Here is a 19,334-nt window from a genome sequence, read left to right as displayed (position 1 = left end):
GTATTCGCAAGCAGTTGCGCGACTCGGACAACCTACGCGATGCGGTAGAATTTGTTCTTAAACAAGCTGCGTCCTAACCAATGTGGCAGTGGCTATAACTTGTTTTTCTTGCGATTTGTACCGAAGTCAATCAAGTCAATCGGGAAATAACCCATTAGCCTGTCAAGGTATAGCCGTCGCCACTTTGCTTAGGATATTTTTGGTGGTGTGCTTCGCGTGCTGCCAAAAATGTCCCTGTCCTAACCTATGTGGCGGTAGCTATAGAAGCGGATACCAGAGTTGTTAATTCAACTCAAGCAGTTTTTACATTCAATGGAGCATTACTATGAGTAACCAAAACTGATTCTTAAGACAGTTCCCAAGATTCTGTCCCACAATACGACGCGCACATTACCCCCTGCTGAATCCATTCAATCAGCTCATTTCAGGAGCAAGAACCGATGTACAAGTTATCTCAGCATGTTCTGCGCCTTGTACTGATGATCAGTGTCAGTCTGCTGCTCAGTTGGAGTCCGGCGAATGCCTCCGCTGCTCCAGCCATTCCCCATCCCAACGAGTTGGCGCAAGCAGTCCAAGAGATTGAAGCTCTGGCTACCATGCGTTCTGGGCTAGCTTCTTCCCTGGAAGGAAGTACCGAAGTGCCCACCCTGCAAACCATGAAAGAAGTTTGTCGTCCGATCGGGATGCGCGCCATCCAACTCAGCCAAGAGAATGGCTGGCAGGTCAAACAGATTGCTAAGAAATATCGTAATTCAGACCATGCTCCAGACAACTTACACGCTCAGATTGCGTTGGCAAAATTTGAACGGGAACCGGAGCTAATCGGTTTTTGGGATCGAGAAACCCTGGATCAACAGACAGGAACACGCTACTATCGCCGCATCAATGTGGAAGCCAGTTGCCTCGCCTGTCATGGTTTGAAAGATCGCCGCCCCCAGTTTGTTAAAGATGGCTATCCTCAAGATTTAGCCTATAACTTTCACGTTGGCGATTTGCGCGGTATGTATGCCATTTTCATTCCAGATGCGATTCAAAAAGCAATTCAAAATTCAGTCAATCAACAACAACCCCAATAGATGCAAACAGCATGAAGATAAATTCTATTTTACGTTTCATCGGAGCAGCACTCATCCTCGCAACGCTAGTTTGGACGTTGACGGCTAATCTGGCGATCGCCCCAGTTCAGGCAGCCATCCGACAATTAGAAGAAGCCCCAGGGCAGATGGTGTACCAGTCTCGACAGACGCTCAAAGACGAGCATGGTGATAGTTGGCAGGCGATCGCCTTCAAGCGCGTTCGCCCCGATGGCACAGCCCATATCTACTTGCGTTTAGTTGGGTTTCCAGGAACAGCAGACCTGGATCATTCGCAACCGCTAACGCTCACCAGCTCACTGGGAAAAACATTGACCGCAGCAGATGTATCCCAAGATATGTTTACCGATAAAACCCAGATAAAGACCGATATGGGGCAGTATGATTTGCAACCGATCTTGATGCAGCTAGAGTCAGCGATTCCGTTGCAACTAACACTTCCAACCCTTGACCAGGGAAAGATTAGTCTCAATGTTTCCCCTACCGTGGTTAAAGAGTGGCGATCGCTGACTGACCAAAAATAATCACCTTATGGCTATTTAGTCATAAGGTGATGAAAAGATTTTAAGATACGCAAATACTTTGGAGATAACTATCATGAGTTTAGACAGTCTAGCGGCTCTTAAGCCCTATCTCAGCTTTTTCCACCCGATTACGATGTGGATCTTGTTGGTCGTGGCGCTCTACGCGATGTATCTGGGTGTGCAGGTGAGGCGGACGCGACTGGCAGAAGGGGAGTCTAAAAAAGAACTGGTGAGGGGTCGATTCGCCATTCGCCATCACCAAATTGGCTCCATACTTCTGGCGCTAATGGTAATGGGAGCGATCGGAGGGATAATGGTGACCTACCTGAACAGTGGCAAGATTGTGATCGGGTCCCACCTGTTTGCGGGTTTAGGGATGGTGGGGTTGGTTTCCACATCTGCGGCACTGGTTCCCTTTATGCAGAAGCATGACTGGGTTCGCAGCATCCACGTTTCGTTGAACCTGATTCTGCTGGGATTGTTTGGCTGGCAAGCCGTAACCGGGGTACAAATTGTGCAAAAGATTGTCAGCCAGATGACGAATGGCGCTGGGTAAGGAGTATTCACTCCCTAACTCAGTCATGATTTGGCGATCGCCTCCCCTGCTGCTTTCCAGCCCGCAAAGCTCGGCGGGAATCCCTGTACATTGTCATAATTCAACAGATGCAGCGTCATGACTCCCATCGCCGATCGATAGCCTGTTGAACAGTACAACACCACAGGGCGATCGCGCGGAATTTTATTCAGGTTATGCGTCAGAGTTCGCAGGGGAATATTGATCGCATCAGGAATATGCCCAGACTGATACTCAGATGACTCTCTCACATCAACTAACAACGGTTGGCGGCTTGTCACTAGGCTTTTTAACCCTTCGACATTGCCGATCGTGTAATACCCTGCTGGAATTGACTTGAGAAAGCGATCGACACCTGCTTCTAGGTTGAGGGTTGCTTCAGGCAGCGTCTGCATCCTTTCCTGTGGTATCGATCTAACTTCCGTGAACGATGCTGCCATCATTGGGTTTTGCTCGACACTGAACCATAGACAAATCCATAGGACGAATCCTAACAGTAGGGTCTGAATTGACTTTTTGAGTTGCATGGATTCCTCCTGAAATGGTTTTTATTGGTTAGGTTTCACTCTAGTCCCGCCAATATCTGTGGGGCAAATAGCAGAGCTTCTTCCAGTAACGGGTTCAATTTCTAAAACTCTGCTCTGCAAATTGCCTAGAAGCGATCGCTTCAGTTCTGTCATCGTGGCATGGTTTTTTGACAGTCGTACAGCTTGAGGGATTAGGCGACTAACTCTGCCATCAGTTCGGCAACAGGCATTATGCGCTTGGCACGTCCAGCATTGCTCCCAGAAAACACCAGTCCATTTTCAATATCGCCTCGTGCAGCTTTATCTAACACCTGAATAATGCAGTAGTATTTTTGCTCATCACGGCATTTGCAGGTATGGAGACAACTCGTGAAACATCGTTTTTCCAGATCAGGAGAGTCGGCGATCACCTTTTCCACAAAGGCATTTCGCAGCGCCCGTCCCGGCATTCCGACTGGACTGGCAATAATCACCACATCTTCTGGTTGAGCATGAAGGTGAAATTCTTTGTAGCGAATATGGGCATCACATTCGTCAGTGGTGATAAAGCGAGTCCCAATCTGGACACCACTGGCTCCTAATGCCAACATTCGGTCAATATCAGCCCGATTCCAGTGATTGCCGCAGGCAATCACTGGAATCGATTGACCCACTTCCTGGTGCAAATAAGCCACTAATTCTGGGATAACCTGTTCGGCGTTTAGGGCGCGATCGCCTAACTCCTCTAATTTAGCGCCCAGATGTCCGCCTGCTGTATTGGGATTTTCCACGACAAACGCATCGGGTAGCCGCCCGTATTGACGTTCCCACTTCCGGCACATGATGCGAGCCGCACGAGTACTGGAGACGATCGGCACCAGTGCCACCTCTGGAAATGCTGCGGTATGTGACGGCAATTGTAGCGGTAATCCTGCACCTGAAATAATTAGATTCACGCCTTCTTCTGCCGCTGTCCGCACCAGGGTTTCGTAATCTTGAGCAACAACCATCGCATTGATGCCCAGAATCCCGTTGGGGCTTAAGGCACGGGCGGCTCGAATTTCATCAATCAGCGCCAACCGATTGGCTTCAAAGAACTGTTCTCGGCGCTTGCGACCATTGGTCTGAGTGATATCAAAGTAGGTTGAGTTTAGCCCTAGAGCAACCGCAGAGATGATCCCAATGCCACCCGCATTGGCAACGGCAGCAGCAAGCTGTGCCCCAGAAATACGAATGCCCATGCCACCTTGAATAATGGGATAACGAGCCGTATGTTGACCGATTTGGAGCGAGGGTAAGGTTGGCATACAGATACAATGTGGGTTTTTAAAGGTCAGGTTTGCTGAACGCAGGAGGCTGTAGCAATGGTTTAGGGCATTTAAATTAAACTCAAGAGCCAACGCCTTGAAAGTAGCCCTGGCTTTTAGTTTTCCGATACTTATTGACAATTATATAACCATAAAGTCATAAAAACGGGCAAGAGTCTTGCGTTTCACAACACTCTTTATTTCATTGCAATCATGACCACAATTTTAGAACGCCTTTCGTAGCACTTTTTTGTATGGATTTAATTTTGTACCCCTGTGGAAGACTTACTGAGATCTTGCACCCACTCAATCAGCCCCGTTCGATCGGGTCGTTTTTGGCTCAGACCCGCCCGTGATTGAAAATCACGGTCTAACGGTGCGAAGTCCACTGAAGGGACTGCAAGAGGGTTTGAGGTATTCAGTCCGTTTCAACGGACTTCGCAAGGCTAGCCCGGAATTCCATTCACGGGCGGGACGAAAACGCAGCAAAAAGGCTGGTGCAAGATCTAAGCTTACTGGAAGTCCAACCACCATTCCAACAGTACAGCACGACATTGTAGGCAAGTGAATCTCTGAAGCAAGTCTCTAACGCCCACTGACGAAATTGGATAGGTGGTGACAACGAAGTTTACGGGTAGTTGTGTGTGGTACTCAATATGAGCCACAAAGCCATACAATTTCTGGTTGGAGAAAGAACTATTCACTGCCCAACCTTGGGTGTTTAGAGGAAGCAGTTGAGTGATCTCGGTGGCTTCAATGCCTAACTCTCGCTTTAAGGTCGCGATCGCTGCCTGCTCAGGCTGTTGTCCCGCTGTAATTCGACCACCGGGAAAATCTAACGTCACCTGTCCGACTCCCGGACGGTAGCTGGGAGATGGGAGCAAAATGTGACCGCTCTGAATTGGCAAAACAATCACGGAATCTGCCTTTTCAATCCGCCAATATTCCAGGATTTCGCCATGCTGGTCTTGCAGGTGTTCTCCAATCAGGGTCATCCACCGGGAGTGGAGTTCCAGGAAGCGAGATGTGCTACCGCACGGGCTTGCGCCAACGCGCGCCTGCCACGGTTGTTCAGAATCAAGCGACATTTCATTGTAAGTTATGTTCACCCGCAGGCTTACCACTCAGCACTGCACTGTGCGCGGGTTCGATCGCCACAATCTGGAGGGTGGGATTTTGTTGTTTGAGATAGCGTCCAGCCCCGGTGAGGGTGCCGCCTGTCCCCACGCCGACGACCAGGACGGCGAGTTGTCCATCGGTATCCTGCCAGATTTCAGGTCCCGTGGTGTTGTAATGGATTTTAGGATTGGCAGGATTGCTGAACTGATGGGGTGAAAAGGCATGGGGAAGCGTTGTGAGTAGCTGGTTTGCATGGGCGATCGCCCCCTGCATATCGGCTTCTGCCGGAGTCAAGATCACCTCTGCTCCATACGCCTGCAAAATTCGCCGTCGTTCCTGGCTCATGTTCTCTGGCATCGTCAGGATCAGCCGATACCCTTTGGCGGCACACACCATTGCCAATCCAATCCCAGTATTCCCGGAGGTGGCTTCCACAATGGTCGAGAGTCCCGGTTGGATCAGTCCTGCCTGTTCTGCCTCAATCATCATGCTGACGGCAATGCGGTCTTTCACAGACTTGGCGGGATTCATGCCCTCTAGCTTCAGCACAATTTCTGCAACACAGCCAAACTGCTGCGGCAACCGCTGTAGTTTTACGAGCGGTGTATGACCAATGATTTCGGTGATGTTGGCATAAATGTTCATAAGGTCAATTGAAGATCCCTTAAATGATTAGCCAGAAACTCGTCACCGTTAGTCCGGCAATTAACAGCAGGTGGGGAAGATTGCTGAGTAAAGGGCGTTTGGTGATGCGTAACAGAGGATAAACACTGAAAATCAGAGCAGAGAGGAGCGTTACCCCCTGAAGGAACACTGCGACATCAGCGCTCCAGGTGAGCGTTGGTAAGCCAACGCCGCTAAAGCCCAAGGTTCGCGCGCCAGGACAGGCAAAATTTGACCTGCTTCAGTCACCGCCGCAGGGATGTAGTGGGTCAGGTTGGCTGCCAGAGTAAAGGGTAGATAGGCGTAGATAACGGTGAGATAGGCGGGTTGTTTAGGATCAAAGAGGCGGGCGATCGCATGAGTGCCATAGGTCAGCACGGCTGGAATGCTGAGGAGCGCGAGGGCGATCGGTGTACTGATCAGGAGATGATCCGCATTGATGGGAATATTAGGAAATCCCAGCCAGCCTAAAATTCGGTCGGCATGATGCATAAACACCCCGCCGAACAGCAGCAATAAGAGCGCGGCTTCTGCCCAAAAGCCTTGATGATTGTCGAGCAAGTCCGATGTAGGGAACCGCAGGTTTAACTGCACCGAGCGATGAGAACAGGCCTTGAGGCAGGTCATGCACAGCACACAGTCTCGGTTGTCTTGCAATTGGGCGGGATGAGAGTAGAGCGGACAGCCGCCCGTTGCTTGACCTTCACGCGGTAGCGCATCAGCAAAAGTGACCGGAGTTGCGCCACTGCCTTTATAGCAGCCAAAGGTGCTGCACTGGCTACCGCAGACCTGCTGGGTCGATCGCAACTCAACCATTGCCAGTTTGGCAAACATCCCATTCATCCCACCGATGGGGCAGAGATAGCGACACCAGAGTCGGCGCTCATAAATCAGGCTAAAAATAATGGCTCCAGCCGTAATCGTCAACAGCAGCCAGGCTGAGAGTACCGCATGATGCGGCAAGTCCCAGAGCTTTTCCCAGAGATAAATCGCGACAAAGCCGCCAAACAAAATCCAGGCTCCCCAACGATTCAACCATTGGGTATTCCAGGTCAGCTGTTGGCGTGGAAACAGCCAGAGAGAGAAACGGCGAATCCACTCTGCCGTAATCATAAAGGGGCAAACGGCGCACCAAAGCCGACCGACAAAGACAAACAGAAATAGATAACCGGGCCACCACCACGCCCAAAAGAGATTGAGCGTCACGCTGCTCTCACGGGTTTGAGGTCCCAGGAACCCAGCGATCGTGACGGGTACAAAAAACGCCATCATCGCTATCCAGATGCCCTCCGGATACCAACGACTCAGCAGCACTTGCCGCAGCCAAGGTACATGAGTGAGCAAATCCACTCGAAAGGCATTTTTAGTAGACTGCACCGACCAGAGAGCTTGTTCTGCAACCACGGTTTGCCCCGGTGGAGTCATGATCACGGCCCGATGCAGAATTTCTGCCAGTTCTGTCAGGTTGCCAGGATAGTCATAGCTAATCAAGCGACGTAAATCCACCTGATCCAGATCCAGCAGCGGACGATTCTGTGCCTGACAAAACTGGGTTAAAAAGTAAAGGGCAAACGCTGGAATATCTGCCTTGCGTTGGGTCAAGCTAAACAGCCGGATGGAAAGGATGTCTGCATCGGGCAGGTCTAATCTATCAGGAGCGGCGAGGATTAAGCGTACCCAAGACTGGACAGGCTTGGGAGGTTCATTGGTCAGGGTGCTGGTGCCGTTCAGCCCATGATTCGGCAGGATGCCGCCGGTTTTGCAGTAGTGAATGAGGCGATCGCGATCGCTCCCACTTAAAACCTGGACATTCGTGAGCAGCAGCGTTCCCCGCTCCAACAGTTTGAGGATGCCGGGTTGTTCGCCAACTCTGCCAAATAAAGCGTCGGTATTGAGCCTGCCGTCATCTGATCGGGGTAATTTCGCACAATCGAACTCCGCAAAGGGTTGGTCTGCCAGTCCAGAACGGGCATGGATCAGCCCAGCCAGGAAGGTTTTTCCGGTGCCTGGTTGGGCTTGAAACACGATTGGTTGCAGCGTGGCAGCGGCGCGATCGATTTGTTCTGCGAGTTTTTGGCTGGCTTTGCTGTCACCGAGGATTGTTTCGCCGATGGGCACCGCTTGAATGTAGGATTGCAAGCCTTGAATGCGGCGTTGTTCTTGAGCAATGCGAGCACTGAAGCCATTTAAGTCTTGCGCCAACAGGGCGTTGAACAGATGTTCCATTTCAGGATACTGCTGCATCAACTGCCGAAACTGAGCTTCGGGCAAAAACCAGATTTCGCTGGCAGTGAGGGCGATCGCCTGCGTTTGGTGCCTGCTATTTTCTGGGTTTGCCATCAGTGATACATAGCCAAATAGCTCTCCGGCATTGCGATAGCGAATCAGCGATTTGCCAATCGCAGAGCGTCGGGCAATCTCGACCGCGCCCCACTTCAACAGGTATAGCCCAATGTTTTTTGTCCTTCCTGGTAGATCAGCGTTTGGGGTTCGACGCGAAAGCACTGCAATGACTGGGCGATCGCCGTTAATACGTCTGCGGGTAACTGTCCCCAAAGCCGATGAAAACTTAACCAGTTTCTCCACTCTTCAATCACACTATCATCAACAGCAAAACTGCTAAGCACATCTGCTATCAAGGGCAAGGGCTGATCGGTCACGGTCAGCTTGGAGTAAGTTTGAACAGATTCTGTAGCAGTCGTTCTAAAATTCATAGCATCAGTTGCAGCGAACTGCACGATGAAAGGGAGTAGAAAAGTGGCAGAGTGGAGGGATAAGAGGGTGAAGCGGCTATCATTCCACCTTCATTATCTCACTCTCGTATCCCCCCTACTTTTCTAACTACATCTAGCACCGGGATTGTTCACCGGGAGGATTATGCAACAACTCGCAGATATTCGCTTCGATGACCCGGTAGCCGACATTCCCATTGAGTCTCTGCCGTCCCTCGTTGAAAATTAAGGTAGAGCTGACGGACACTGTCAGATCCTTGACTAAATCTTGACAACAGGTCGATCGGCTTCTATGCCAACGTCTTTTTGCTTGCCTTTACGATTACGCCAGAGTTTGTAATAGAGAATAGGAACCGCCGATCGCGACAGTAACAACGAAGCTACTTCACCCGCCATCAGTGAGATCGCTAACCCCTGGAAAATTGGATCAGCCAAAATGATCGCCGAACCAGTCACCACAGCCGCCGCGGTTAGGAGCATGGGACGGAAGCGTACTGCTCCGGCATCAATTACGGCTTCTTCTAAAGGCATACCTTCCTTCAAACGTAACTCGATGAAATCTACCAGGATGATGGAGTTCCGCACCACAATCCCAGCTCCGGCAATGAAGCCAATCATGGACGTGGCTGTAAAAAATGATCCCAGCAGCCAGTGAGCGGGCATAATGCCGATTAGCGAAAAGGGAATCGCTGCCATAATCACTAACGGCGTGGCAAAGGACTGAAACCAACCCACCATCAGGGCATAAATCAGCAACAGTACCACCGCAAAGGCAATCCCCAAATCGCGGAAGACTTCATACGTCACCTGCCATTCGCCATCCCACTTGATCGCGTAGGTTTCAGTCGTTGGGGGTTGTTCAGTGAGATAGGTTTGAATCTTGGCACCCGTGGGCGGCACCAGCTTGTCGATCTGCGGTTGCAGATTGAGCATGGCATAGACTGAGCTTTCGACTCTGCCAGAAACATCACCCAAGACATAGACAACGGGCTGTAAATTTTTGTGGTAAATGCTCGTGTCTGCTGTCGCTGTGTCTGTCTTCACCAGGCTACTCAAAGGGACTAAATTGCCGTTTGTGCCCTTGAGGTTCAGGGCTTTCAAATCGTCCAGGCTGGTGCGGCTCGACTGACTGAAGCGTAAATTAATGGCGACATCTTCCCGCGCGTTTTCGTCATGCAACAGTCCCACATTTTGTCCAGTAAGTGCCATTTGCAAGGCTTCCGAAATCTGAGTCGGGCTGATGCCGTTCAGCGCTGCTTTCTCACGATCGATCACCAGATGATAATCAGTCTGCGGGGCTTCCGTATACCAGTCCACATCCACGATGCCATCAGTGGACTGATATAACTGGCGAATTTTGGTCGCGAGGTCAATTTGTCCTTGATAATCGGGACCATACACCTCCGTCACCAGGGTTTGCAGCACCGGAGGACCCGGAGGGATTTCGGCGACCTGGATGCGGGCACTGTAGCGATCGCCAATTTCCTTCAGTTGGGGACGAATGGCCTTGGCAATGGTGTGGCTCTGACGAGAGCGATCGCCCCTTGGCAAAAAGTTCACTTGAATATCGGCAACATTAGTCCCCGATCGCAAGAAGTAATGTCGTACCAGGCCGTTGAAATTGTAAGGAGAAGACGTGCCGATGTAACTTTGATAGTTGATCACTTCAGGGACAGTCGCCAAATATTGTCCCATCTCTCGTGTCGCTCTGGCAGTCTGCTCCAGCGTCGTACCTTCCGGCATATTCACGACGACCTGCAACTCGCTCTTGTTGTCAAACGGCAGCATTTTGAGAATCACCAGCTTAAAGCCTGCGAATCCACCGACAATGAAGACCAGCGCTAACACCGTTGCGACCAGAAACGTGGTTCCTCGACGCGGATAATGCACAAGTGGAACCATGAAACGACGATATAGACGACTCAGGGCATCCTCGCCGTGATCATGGGCAGCGTGGCTGGCACCACTAAAGACTCGCATCGTTGTCCAGGGCACGACAATGAAGGCGACCAGTGCCGAAAAGATCATGGCAGCAGAAGCACCGAGCGGGATGGGCAACATATAGGGTCCCATTAAGCCGCCGACAAACGCCATTGGTAAGATAGCTGCAATCACTGCCAGCGTTGCCAGAATGGTCGGATTGCCCACCTCATCGACTGCTTCCAAGATAATCTGCTGTAAGGTGCGCCGCCGATTGGTCGAGAGTTGCAGGCGGGTTTTGTTTTCTGGCAATTGCAGATGACGACCGACATTTTCGACTACTACGATCGCATCATCTACCAGAATCCCGATCGAAAAAATCAGCGCAAAGAACGTGACGCGATTCAGCGTGAAGTGATAAAAAACAAAGCTGGCAAGCGTGAGTGCTAAGGTCACGGGAATCGATACCGCCACCACCATTGCTTCTTTTCTACCCATCACAAACCACATCAGCAGGGTCACAGAACCGACTGCAATCAGCATGTGAAACAGCAGTTCATTGGAACGTTCGGCGGCGGTTTCACCATAGTCACGAGTAACCGTTAGATTGACGTTGTTGGGAATATAGTTCCGTTTAATTTGATCGAGCTTATGCAGTACATGGTGAGAGACTTGAATCGCATTGGCTCCAGAGCGTTTGGCGATCGCGATCGTCACTGCTTCGGTTTCACCAACAGGCGTTTCTGATTTGCTCTGATTATTTTCGCTTTGCTTCCCCTGCCCAAAAAACACATAGCTTGCGGGTTCTTCTGAACCATCCGTGACGGTCGCGACATCGCGCAAATAGACTGGTTGATTGTTAGCAACCGCAACCACAAGTCCTTTCGCATCTTCCGCCGATCGGATAAAACTTTGGGTTCTGACTAAAAACGATTGATTATTTTGATTTAAGGCACCGCTAGCCAGTTCAGTATTCTGAGCTTGCAGCGCTTTAGAAATTTCTAAAGGCGTGATGCCAAAAGCATTGAGTCGGGTTGGATCAAGATCGACTCGCAGTTGCCGTTTCTGTCCACCAATCAGTGTCGTTTCTGAAACATCTGGTACTTGCTTAATTTGTTCATCTAATTGCGCTGCAATTTGCCGTAATTCTGCTCCCGTACTGTGTTCACCCCATAAGGTCAAAGTGAGAATCGGAACATCATCAATTGACCGTGATTTAATCAGGGGTTGAGAAACACCGGGTGGAATCTTGTCAAAGTTAGCATAGAGCTTGTTGTAAAGCTGAACAATAGAGGTTTCTGTGTTTTGTCCTACGAGAAAACGCACAATCACCAGCGATGAACCGGGACGCGAGGTAGAGTAAACATATTCCACTCCTGGGAGTTCTTTAATCAACTTCTCCATTGGAGCCGTGACACGTTGTTCCACGTCTTTTGCAGACGCTCCCGGCATTTGCACAAACACATCAGCCATCGGTACGGTGATTTGCGGTTCCTCTTCCCGTGGCAAAATCAGGGTGGCACCAATGCCCAGTAGCAACGCCACCAGAATGATCAGGGGTGTCAGCTTGGAATCGATAAATTTCTTGGCTAGATTGCCGACGAAACCTAGTCTGTGAGGTTTTGCAGGATCTCGGTTAGTATGTGCGCCATTGTTCATGTCTACCTCATTCTCCCGTCCATCATGGCAGACATTCCTTGCTCTGCAAACTGGGTCACTTCCCGCGCGTGTTCTCGAATGACGGCGACCAACTCAGGATTGTCAGATGTTTCTGTGACTGCAATGCCTTTAGAGGTAAGCTGAATTCGTCGCTGATATTTATTTGCGGACTGAGACAGGGTAGGCAACGTAGAACTCATCCCAATCATTGGAATGGGTTGATTTTTGTTGACGCGATCGTACATTTTAGAGACATGGGCTTGAATCAAAGCCGCAACTTGAGGGCTATCTGATTCAGTTACAGCACGAATACCACCAGGAATTTCTGCTACAGTGCGATGAATTTGATTGTGGTAAGCAAAGAGTTGATGAATTGCTTGGGCATCGCCACCCCCTCTCATGCCCGGATTGCCCATCATTCCTGGAGATCTTCCCATCTGACCATTCATAACTTGGGGAATTGCTAAAACCACAACTAAAGCCAGAATGGAAAGCCATACTAAAGTTCTGCGTTGCATTGGGAACCTCCTGAAGCGCTTAAGGCTGTGTTGTAATGGGTTGTCCGTCGCTCAGTTGCCCGATGTTGCTGGTAATGATGCGATCGCCTGTCGTCAAGCCTGAAACAATCTCGACTTTCCCATTACGTTGTTGCCCTATTTTGACCCAACGCAAAACAGCAGTCGCTTGTGACGCATTTGTATTCACCACATACACCCCTTGTAATTGCCCCCGTTGAATCAAGGCATTCGTGGGGATGAGAATGGTATCCTGTTTTGCACCTAAAGGCAGGGCAATGCGCCCGAACATCCCAGAGATTAACTTGCCAGAATTGTTGAGCGGAATTTTAATCAGAAAACTCCGAGAGTTAGCGTCTGCGGTTGGAACAATTTGCTGAATCGTAGCTTTTAAGGTTTGATTGGCGGACTCCACCCGTACCTGAACCGATTGACCCACCCGCACGAAGCGTAAGTTCTCTTCTGGCACAGAAATCTCTAGCTGGAGCCGATCGGGATTTTCAATCTTCAGTAATGCCGTACCATTCATGGAGTAGGGATTCGTTGTCTCGCCCAAAGATGCCAACTTTTCAGTTACGATGCCATCAAAGGGAGCGACTATAGTGCCGTAGCTCTCATTGGTAGAGGCGGCTGTGACCCCGGATTTTGCTTGATTGATCGCCGCCTGTGATTGCGCGATCGCTGCTTGCGACTGTTGGATACCTGCTTCTGCTTGAGCGACTTGTGCTCTAGCTTGATCAAGCGCCGTATTTGCCTCATCTAGATTTGCTTGCGAGACAGCGCCTTCGGCTCGCAGTTGAGCAGACCGAGTTTGGTTAATTTGTGCCTGTCGGAGGGCTGCTTGAGCGGACAACTTCTGGGATCTCAATTGGCTTAAAGCTGCTTGGGAACGAGCCAGTTCTGCCTGAGCTTGAGCAACGCCCGCCTGAGCCTGATTAGTTTGAGCCGCTATATCCTGGACATCAATACGGGCAAGGATATCTCCTTGACGAAAGCGATCGCCCGCCTCAAGCGGAAAGTAAATAATGCGTCCGCTGACCCGTGTGGACAAGGTTGCCTGGTCGATCGGACGGATCGTACCAGAGAGTTCCAGAGTATTGGCAAGCGACTGAGAACGAATGCTCAGGGTTTCAACGGCGATCGCAGGGGCGGATATAGCTTCTGGCGAGTGGGGCGAACGGGTGATTTGCACAATACCCCAGGTTCCCCCTGCCAGTAGCAAGGCACCGCCCAGCAACAGTCCCCACCCCTTTTGAGAAAGCCCTGGTGTAGGAGACTGTTGGGGCTGAACTGATCCAGCCATTGTTTTATCGAGTGATTTATTCAGCGGTTCATTTGAGGTGGTATGAGGCATTGCTTTTCTCCTTTAAGGACGATTGCCGCGCTGCACAGGATAGCCTGCACCTTGCCATGCCAGTAGCCCACCTTGCAGGTTGTAGACTTGACGGTAACCTTGAGTCACTAACCATTGCGCTGCGACCGCACTGCGATGACCGGAGAGACAGGTGATGGCGATTGATTGATCTTTAGGAATGTCTTTCAAAATCCGGTTACGGCTTAACCGTTGCGCGGCTGGAATATGTCCCATCCAGTATTCCAGCCACCCTCGCATATCAATGATCAGCAGTTGTTTTTCCTGTGCTTTCAGTTGAGTAGGAGTTAGTAAAACTGGATTCGTCGATTGTTTCTTCTGTGCTTTCATTTTGTTATCCTTCTCAAACTCTGCTCATCACCGAAAATGATTTAATAAACGGTCCTGCCATGCGGGGATCTTTGATCATGGCGGTGTAGTCTCCGATCCGAAATTGCAACTTTCGGCTCATATACGCCAGGTTTAAGCCCATCATGTTCAATCCTTTTGTCTTCCACTGTTGCCAGTGGTCGCGATCGGCTCGTAAATCCCAGTTCAGCTTCTGTCCGTCATAGGTTCCCGCAGAAATCACCCGTCCGGCTTCAACGGTGAGCACGCCGAGCGGGGTTGGATCGTGCTCAAAACCGTAACCAATCACTGAATTAAAATGAATCTTGGCAAGAGCTTCTGCTAAGTCGGGTTCTGCGTTCCACTGGTCACCAAATGCCCGCATCCATTCGGGTGAAAATAAGTCTGCCATTGATGTTCTCTCCAGGTTGCTTGTTATAGAGTGGGTCAATGAAATTGAACATTACTGATGGCTGACAACTTGTCGATGAGTACAGAGTGCTAATAATTCGGTATCAATCACCCGGTAATAGTGCCAAATCCCTGCCCGACGACAGGCTACGACTCCAGCATCTTTCATCAGTCGTAAGTGTTTGGAGACATTGCCTTGATGTAAGCCTGTGCGATCGCAAATGTCTTGCACGCTGCGTTCCTGATGGCAGAGTGCCGCTAAAATTTGCAGTCGAGCGGGTTCTGCCAGGATCTTGAAGCGGCATGCGAGTCCTTCTAGTTCATCAGGACTCAAAATCATTTCCATAAATCAGGCTCCATAGAAGTGATGAGAGTGTGGAAGGGCAACTGAGATCTTGCACCCACTCAATCAGCCCCGTTCGATCGGGTCGTTTTTGGCTCAGACCCGCCCGTGATTGAAAATCACGGTCAACGGTGCGAAGTCCACTGAAGGGACTGCAAGAGGGTTTGAGGGATTCAGTCCGTTTCAACGGACTTCGCAAGGCTAGCCCGGAATTCCATTCACGGGCGGGACAGAACCGCAGCAAAAAGACTGGTGCAAGATCTAAGGTAAGCCATCCCATCACCTCAAACGATCGGAGTCAAAGGACGATTCTGTTCTACTGGTAACGGTAAAGGTTCCACCAGTGGCAGCCCGATCGCCCGAAAGCCCCAACGCTCGAACCAGGGAATCGTCCAACCTAGGCGCATTTTCGTGAGGAAATAACGCTCAAACCCTGCCTTCATCCAAGACACCCAGATGCCGTGATAGGTAAGGGCACGGTGGCGATGTCCTGCTTCATCCGGTAGGAGTGGATCAGCCAAAAATAGTGCTCCGGTATCCCCAAAATCCGCGAAGCAAACTGCCTGTAGCGTTGGTCTGAGCTGAGAACCAGACGTAACTCCTAACTCCAGAGCAATATTATGGGCAACCGCCAGCGCCATTTCTTCGCTCATCAGCCCCACCTTGGGAGCACCCGTAGGAATAGGGGTTTGCTCCACGGCTTTCAGTTGGGTGATCACCCCCACCGCGTAAATCGACTCAAAATCAGGATGACGATAGGTCGGCAAGACGGGTACAAACCCCTTGGCATCGGTTAATCCTGGGGCTTCGCGTAAGAAGCGTGGTCCCCGAAAGGGCGGCAAGACCATCACGAATTTTGCTGGAATTTTTCGTCCATCCTCCAGATGAACAGCATCCGATTCAAAATGTGAAATCGCTGTATTTTCCATCAGCTCAATTTCCCGCGCTGCCATGAATTTCCGCATCAGCCAGCGGGAGTTAGCCATCCCACCGATGCCCAGATGTCCAGCGTAGGGTTCTGAGGTAATGAAGGTAATGGGAACTTGCGATCGTAATCCTTTCCGCTTCAAAACGTGATGGATCAAAAAGGCAAACTCATAGGCGGGACCAAAACAACTGGCTCCCGGTGCCGCACCCACCACGATTGGTCCTGGATCGGCTAAGAATTTCTCCCAGGCTGCCCCCGTCAACACGGCATGACGAGGATTACACACCGATTGGGTATATCCTCCCTCCGGTCCCAAGCCTGGAATCGCATCTAACGCCAGTTCTGGTCCAGTAGCGATCACGGCATAGTCGTAGTCCAACGTGCGATCGTTCATCGTAATCTGACGAGACTTCGGATCAATCGCAGTGACAGCAGCATGAATGAACTCAATACCATGCTGCGGAACAATTTTAGCCAAATCCAACTGGATTCGATCGAGGGACTTTAGCCCTAAACCGACCCAAGGCAAAGACGGCACAAACGTAAACGTCGGTTGATTTGAAATGAGGGTAATCTGATGTTCACGCGGTAACACATGCCTCAGTTCATAGGCGGTAGGCAATCCTCCCATTCCAGCACCAATCACAACAACATGAGCCATAATCGCGACTCCTAAAGATTAAGTTTTTAAGGTTTAGTTTTGAAATATCTCTTTGATGACGCTTGAAGTGATGATGAGTCAACTTGTGAGACCTCATCCTTTCACTCCCTCACTCCCAGTTTTTTCAGTAACACGGTCAACGGACACCAGTTGGTAAACGCCGATTGCAGCAGATTCAGCCCCACAAAGGCGGTTAACCATAACCAGGTTGGATTGCTTACGCTTAACGCTAACGTTAAGCTCATGAGTACAATGCTGCCCGCAATCAAACGTATCCATTGATGTTGAGTCCAAGGTTGCTTACGACTGTTCATCGGCTTCAGCATGTCGCCTTCACAGGGTTGATAGAATCATTATACTACTATACAGTCATATAATAGATAATCCAAGTAATGCAAAATCTTTACATGGTCGTCGGCATCAAGTTCACCTGTGCAATATCTTTACTCACGGGGAAAGTACAACCAAATATGAGGTTAGGCTAGTGCCTTAGGAGGGAGATAAACAATATGTCTTCACTCCAATGGTTAGATCTACAAACTCCAAAAATAACGCTACCAACGCCACTCGTATAGGTTCTAAAACAGTGTCCCAATCACCTGTGGCAAACAAATCTCGTGCGGATCGAGCCGAAAGGACAGATTCCGTAGATTTTGAGGTTGGTACAGACCTACTCAGCGATGCTTATAATCAAGTGCGCCGATCGCAGTTGCCCTATGACATTGTTGTTAGTGACAAGCCAGCCGGGATTCCGATCGGATCAGTTGGAAAAGGCGGGCTGGATTGCCACGCCCGACGATGAAGACCTCATAACCGTTACTTTTACTGAGGATGTGACGGGTCTTCTGATTACAGAAGCTCGGTTGCTCGTGTTGGCATTTGTGCCAGAGTACATTCGCTACAAGTCAGGTGAATTCTTTCACGGCACGATCGATAAGGTTACCTACCGATGAAAGTTGAGTGCTGGAACACTCTCATCACGATCGCCACCGCTTCGACAACCAACGAACAAGAGGCAACAGCGCCAAGAACACAAAGACCTCCAGAGTTGTGAAAAGCGCCATCCCGGATGCGCCAGCGGCGGTAGTGATGTGAAAGACATTAAGTGCGGCATTTTGCAACGCATGGGCAAGAATACTGACCCATAAGCTGCGGAACCAGATGAAGCACCCCCCCCAGACGAAACCCATCATAGTTGCGACAAAGATGTAGCCCGCACCAAAAGACATCGCCGCACCGAGAGTCATTTTGCCATCGTAGATCGCGCGGAGCGGCCAAACGATATGCCAGAACCCGAACAGTACGGACTGAAACACGTTGGCTCGCATCCGAGACATTATTACGGCCAGATGGGTTAGCAGTAGGCCTCGAAACAGACTTTCCTCCATCGTTGCGTTGACCAGATTGAACGCCACAAGGCTTGTGGAGGACAGTAAACCGTTCTGTCCTAAGCGTGAAACCTTGAATATGAATAGAAAAAAGCGGGTTCGCTCCCTGCGCCCTGAGAAATAGGAACTGGACAAGGAATGTTGTGGCCATGACCGCGGCAGTCAGTCCGAAACTGATCCAGATCACTGAAGTGATAGAGGTTTTGCGAAAACCAATTCGATCGAGACCATAGCCTGACCAGATGGCATAAGCGATCACGATGGCGAGTCCCAGCACCTTGGAAAGGACTAGTTCGCCGAACCACTCATCCGATCGAATAAGAAATACGTCAGCAATTCGCAGACCAACGCACAGAACAACGATCAATATGGCGGTGCGTACCAACACTTTCGGATCTTTGGTTTCAGATCTCTCAGTATCATATCTTTCCTTAAACTTAATGATCCGATCGTGCTTAGGCATAGGCTGCTCCTAGTTTCTTGGCGATCGCTAACCATTTTTGACGCTGAGCGAGTGAGGACTTCTTCACGATCGCAAATTCAGTAATTTTAACGACCTTAATACCGCAGAATCCCAGAATCGTTCTTTTCATCTGCTCGTGTCCTGGCATCTTAAACACCCAACGGTAAAACCAAGATGGCGTATCCATTGTTACGAGTAGTTGGGCGGTGCGATTTGCTAGCAATTTGTCCCACATCGGAGAATCTTGGCGATACTTAAACGCAAAATTTGGGAGCAAGGTGCGATCAAAAAATCCCTTCATTAAAGCTGGCATCGTCCCCCACCAATTGGGATAGACAAAGACGAGATGGTCTGCCCATGTAATCAATTCCTGAGCTTTCACTAGGTCGGGTTCGAGTGGCTGAATTTCCTTGTAACCGTTCCATAAAATCGGATCGAAGGCTAGGTCGCCTAGAGCTAGAGTTCGCACTTCTCCACCCGCAGCGATCGCACCCGCAGCATATACCTCAGCCAAAGCTCCGCACAGGCTCTCTTTTTGTGGATGTCCGAGTATAACTAAAATCTTCTTACTCATAGCTTGTATTGCTTCGATCTAAGTTAACTGTATTTTTACAAATATTTTGGCAGGTAGATGAAGTATTTCCTGTATCAATGGTTCGGACAATTTCAGGCAGCGATAGAGCCGTAGGACAGTAGGGTTGGATAGTTGGGGTGAGATTTAATCGCAGTCGGCTCCAAGTCTAACTGAGTAATAAATCGGTCGAGCAGATGAGCGGTGAGCGCCCGCCGTTTGACACTCGTCATCGAGAGGACAAAGGGCGAGTCACT

At 50.1% G+C, this 19,334-nt stretch carries 20 protein-coding genes; 4 read left to right on the top strand and 16 right to left on the bottom strand.

What is annotated here, in order from left to right; genetic code table 11:
• Window positions 1–440: 440 nt before the first annotated feature.
• The 3 genes from A8707_RS22725 (at window position 441) to A8707_RS22715 (ending at window position 2,174) form a co-directional block, all read left to right on the top strand.
• Window positions 441–1,076 carry a Tll0287-like domain-containing protein gene (locus A8707_RS22725; RefSeq protein ID WP_068819467.1) on the top strand — a complete coding sequence of 212 codons (636 nt, stop codon included), beginning with the start codon at window positions 441–443 and terminating at the stop codon, window positions 1,074–1,076.
• Between the two features lie 11 nt (window positions 1,077–1,087).
• Window positions 1,088–1,618 (top strand): DUF3122 domain-containing protein, encoded by a 531-nt coding sequence (locus A8707_RS22720; protein ID WP_068819466.1) that lies wholly within the window; start codon window positions 1,088–1,090, stop codon window positions 1,616–1,618.
• Window positions 1,619–1,691: 73 nt separating this feature from the next.
• Complete coding sequence (locus tag A8707_RS22715) at window positions 1,692–2,174, top strand: DUF4079 domain-containing protein (RefSeq protein ID WP_068819465.1); 483 nt, start codon at window positions 1,692–1,694, stop codon at window positions 2,172–2,174.
• 23 nt (window positions 2,175–2,197) lie between these two features.
• Here the strand turns inward: A8707_RS22715 and A8707_RS22710 are convergent, their stop codons facing one another.
• The 14 genes from A8707_RS22710 to A8707_RS22650 all read right to left on the bottom strand — a co-directional run bounded on the left by A8707_RS22710 (window position 2,198) and on the right by A8707_RS22650 (window position 16,981).
• Window positions 2,198–2,587 (bottom strand): rhodanese-like domain-containing protein, encoded by a 390-nt coding sequence (locus tag A8707_RS22710; RefSeq protein ID WP_231948364.1) that lies wholly within the window; start codon window positions 2,585–2,587, stop codon window positions 2,198–2,200.
• Between the two features lie 323 nt (window positions 2,588–2,910).
• Window positions 2,911–4,005, bottom strand: coding sequence for an NAD(P)H-dependent flavin oxidoreductase (locus A8707_RS22705; protein WP_068819463.1), 1,095 nt, complete (start codon window positions 4,003–4,005; stop codon window positions 2,911–2,913).
• A gap of 512 nt (window positions 4,006–4,517) precedes the next feature.
• Entirely contained in the window at window positions 4,518–5,093 is a 576-nt protein-coding gene (locus A8707_RS22700) for an NUDIX domain-containing protein (protein WP_082906467.1), read from the bottom strand.
• 1 nt (window position 5,094) lies between these two features.
• The gene (locus A8707_RS22695; RefSeq protein WP_231948363.1) at window positions 5,095–5,769 is read right to left on the bottom strand and encodes a PLP-dependent cysteine synthase family protein; all 675 of its coding nucleotides are present in this window, start codon (window positions 5,767–5,769) and stop codon (window positions 5,095–5,097) included.
• 150 nt (window positions 5,770–5,919) lie between these two features.
• Window positions 5,920–8,226, bottom strand: a complete 2,307-nt coding sequence (locus tag A8707_RS22690; protein WP_231948362.1) for an AAA-type ATPase lid domain-containing protein — start codon at window positions 8,224–8,226, stop codon at window positions 5,920–5,922.
• Entirely contained in the window at window positions 8,223–8,501 is a 279-nt protein-coding gene (locus tag A8707_RS29930; protein WP_231948360.1) for a hypothetical protein, read from the bottom strand. The genes A8707_RS22690 and A8707_RS29930 overlap by 4 nt, the downstream gene beginning before the upstream one ends.
• A gap of 279 nt (window positions 8,502–8,780) precedes the next feature.
• Window positions 8,781–12,098, bottom strand: a complete 3,318-nt coding sequence (locus A8707_RS22685; protein WP_068819461.1) for an efflux RND transporter permease subunit — start codon at window positions 12,096–12,098, stop codon at window positions 8,781–8,783.
• Between the two features lie 2 nt (window positions 12,099–12,100).
• Window positions 12,101–12,616 carry a hypothetical protein gene (locus tag A8707_RS22680; protein WP_068819460.1) on the bottom strand — a complete coding sequence of 172 codons (516 nt, stop codon included), beginning with the start codon at window positions 12,614–12,616 and terminating at the stop codon, window positions 12,101–12,103.
• A 19-nt stretch (window positions 12,617–12,635) separates the two neighbouring features.
• Window positions 12,636–13,967, bottom strand: coding sequence for an efflux RND transporter periplasmic adaptor subunit (locus A8707_RS22675; RefSeq protein ID WP_068819459.1), 1,332 nt, complete (start codon window positions 13,965–13,967; stop codon window positions 12,636–12,638).
• A 12-nt stretch (window positions 13,968–13,979) separates the two neighbouring features.
• Window positions 13,980–14,315, bottom strand: a complete 336-nt coding sequence (locus tag A8707_RS22670; protein ID WP_068819458.1) for a rhodanese-like domain-containing protein — start codon at window positions 14,313–14,315, stop codon at window positions 13,980–13,982.
• A 13-nt stretch (window positions 14,316–14,328) separates the two neighbouring features.
• Window positions 14,329–14,724, bottom strand: coding sequence for an SCP-2 sterol transfer family protein (locus A8707_RS22665; RefSeq protein WP_068819457.1), 396 nt, complete (start codon window positions 14,722–14,724; stop codon window positions 14,329–14,331).
• A gap of 51 nt (window positions 14,725–14,775) precedes the next feature.
• A complete protein-coding gene (locus A8707_RS22660) occupies window positions 14,776–15,069 on the bottom strand; it encodes an ArsR/SmtB family transcription factor (RefSeq protein ID WP_068819456.1) in 294 nt (97 codons plus the stop codon).
• A 281-nt stretch (window positions 15,070–15,350) separates the two neighbouring features.
• Window positions 15,351–16,655 (bottom strand): NAD(P)/FAD-dependent oxidoreductase, encoded by a 1,305-nt coding sequence (locus A8707_RS22655; protein WP_068819455.1) that lies wholly within the window; start codon window positions 16,653–16,655, stop codon window positions 15,351–15,353.
• Between the two features lie 101 nt (window positions 16,656–16,756).
• Window positions 16,757–16,981: a YgaP family membrane protein gene (locus A8707_RS22650; protein ID WP_082906466.1), complete on the bottom strand. Its 225-nt coding sequence runs from the start codon at window positions 16,979–16,981 to the stop codon at window positions 16,757–16,759.
• 390 nt (window positions 16,982–17,371) lie between these two features.
• Between A8707_RS22650 and A8707_RS22645 the strand changes: the two genes are divergently transcribed.
• A complete protein-coding gene (locus A8707_RS22645) occupies window positions 17,372–17,608 on the top strand; it encodes a DUF5895 domain-containing protein (protein ID WP_068819454.1) in 237 nt (78 codons plus the stop codon).
• Between the two features lie 24 nt (window positions 17,609–17,632).
• Here A8707_RS22645 and A8707_RS22640 read toward each other — a convergent pair whose 3' ends face one another.
• Entirely contained in the window at window positions 17,633–18,070 is a 438-nt protein-coding gene (locus tag A8707_RS22640) for a CPBP family intramembrane glutamic endopeptidase (RefSeq protein WP_074382559.1), read from the bottom strand.
• A 428-nt stretch (window positions 18,071–18,498) separates the two neighbouring features.
• Complete coding sequence (locus tag A8707_RS22635) at window positions 18,499–19,080, bottom strand: NAD(P)H-dependent oxidoreductase (RefSeq protein WP_068819452.1); 582 nt, start codon at window positions 19,078–19,080, stop codon at window positions 18,499–18,501.
• Window positions 19,081–19,334 lie beyond the last annotated feature (254 nt).

The organism is Phormidesmis priestleyi BC1401 (assembly GCF_001650195.1).
In the GTDB taxonomy this organism is placed as follows: domain Bacteria; phylum Cyanobacteriota; class Cyanobacteriia; order Leptolyngbyales; family Leptolyngbyaceae; genus Phormidesmis_A; species Phormidesmis_A priestleyi_B.
Note: the sequence above shows the minus strand (reverse complement) of the source record. Positions and strands in the feature narration are given on the sequence as shown.

Coding starts and splice junctions, on each gene's coding strand:
- A8707_RS22710 (WP_231948364.1), bottom strand. CDS start 2,587: ATGCAGACGCTGCCTGAAGCAACCCTCAACCTAGAAGCAGGTGTCGAT.
- A8707_RS22695 (WP_231948363.1), bottom strand. CDS start 5,769: ATGAACATTTATGCCAACATCACCGAAATCATTGGTCATACACCGCTC.
- A8707_RS22660 (WP_068819456.1), bottom strand. CDS start 15,069: ATGGAAATGATTTTGAGTCCTGATGAACTAGAAGGACTCGCATGCCGC.
- A8707_RS22670 (WP_068819458.1), bottom strand. CDS start 14,315: ATGAAAGCACAGAAGAAACAATCGACGAATCCAGTTTTACTAACTCCT.
- A8707_RS22655 (WP_068819455.1), bottom strand. CDS start 16,655: ATGGCTCATGTTGTTGTGATTGGTGCTGGAATGGGAGGATTGCCTACC.
- A8707_RS22635 (WP_068819452.1), bottom strand. CDS start 19,080: ATGAGTAAGAAGATTTTAGTTATACTCGGACATCCACAAAAAGAGAGC.
- A8707_RS22725 (WP_068819467.1), top strand. CDS start 441: ATGTACAAGTTATCTCAGCATGTTCTGCGCCTTGTACTGATGATCAGT.
- A8707_RS22705 (WP_068819463.1), bottom strand. CDS start 4,005: ATGCCAACCTTACCCTCGCTCCAAATCGGTCAACATACGGCTCGTTAT.
- A8707_RS22675 (WP_068819459.1), bottom strand. CDS start 13,967: ATGCCTCATACCACCTCAAATGAACCGCTGAATAAATCACTCGATAAA.
- A8707_RS22665 (WP_068819457.1), bottom strand. CDS start 14,724: ATGGCAGACTTATTTTCACCCGAATGGATGCGGGCATTTGGTGACCAG.
- A8707_RS22700 (WP_082906467.1), bottom strand. CDS start 5,093: ATGTCGCTTGATTCTGAACAACCGTGGCAGGCGCGCGTTGGCGCAAGC.
- A8707_RS22720 (WP_068819466.1), top strand. CDS start 1,088: ATGAAGATAAATTCTATTTTACGTTTCATCGGAGCAGCACTCATCCTC.
- A8707_RS22650 (WP_082906466.1), bottom strand. CDS start 16,981: ATGCTGAAGCCGATGAACAGTCGTAAGCAACCTTGGACTCAACATCAA.
- A8707_RS22715 (WP_068819465.1), top strand. CDS start 1,692: ATGAGTTTAGACAGTCTAGCGGCTCTTAAGCCCTATCTCAGCTTTTTC.
- A8707_RS22685 (WP_068819461.1), bottom strand. CDS start 12,098: ATGAACAATGGCGCACATACTAACCGAGATCCTGCAAAACCTCACAGA.
- A8707_RS29930 (WP_231948360.1), bottom strand. CDS start 8,501: ATGAATTTTAGAACGACTGCTACAGAATCTGTTCAAACTTACTCCAAG.
- A8707_RS22680 (WP_068819460.1), bottom strand. CDS start 12,616: ATGCAACGCAGAACTTTAGTATGGCTTTCCATTCTGGCTTTAGTTGTG.
- A8707_RS22645 (WP_068819454.1), top strand. CDS start 17,372: ATGACATTGTTGTTAGTGACAAGCCAGCCGGGATTCCGATCGGATCAG.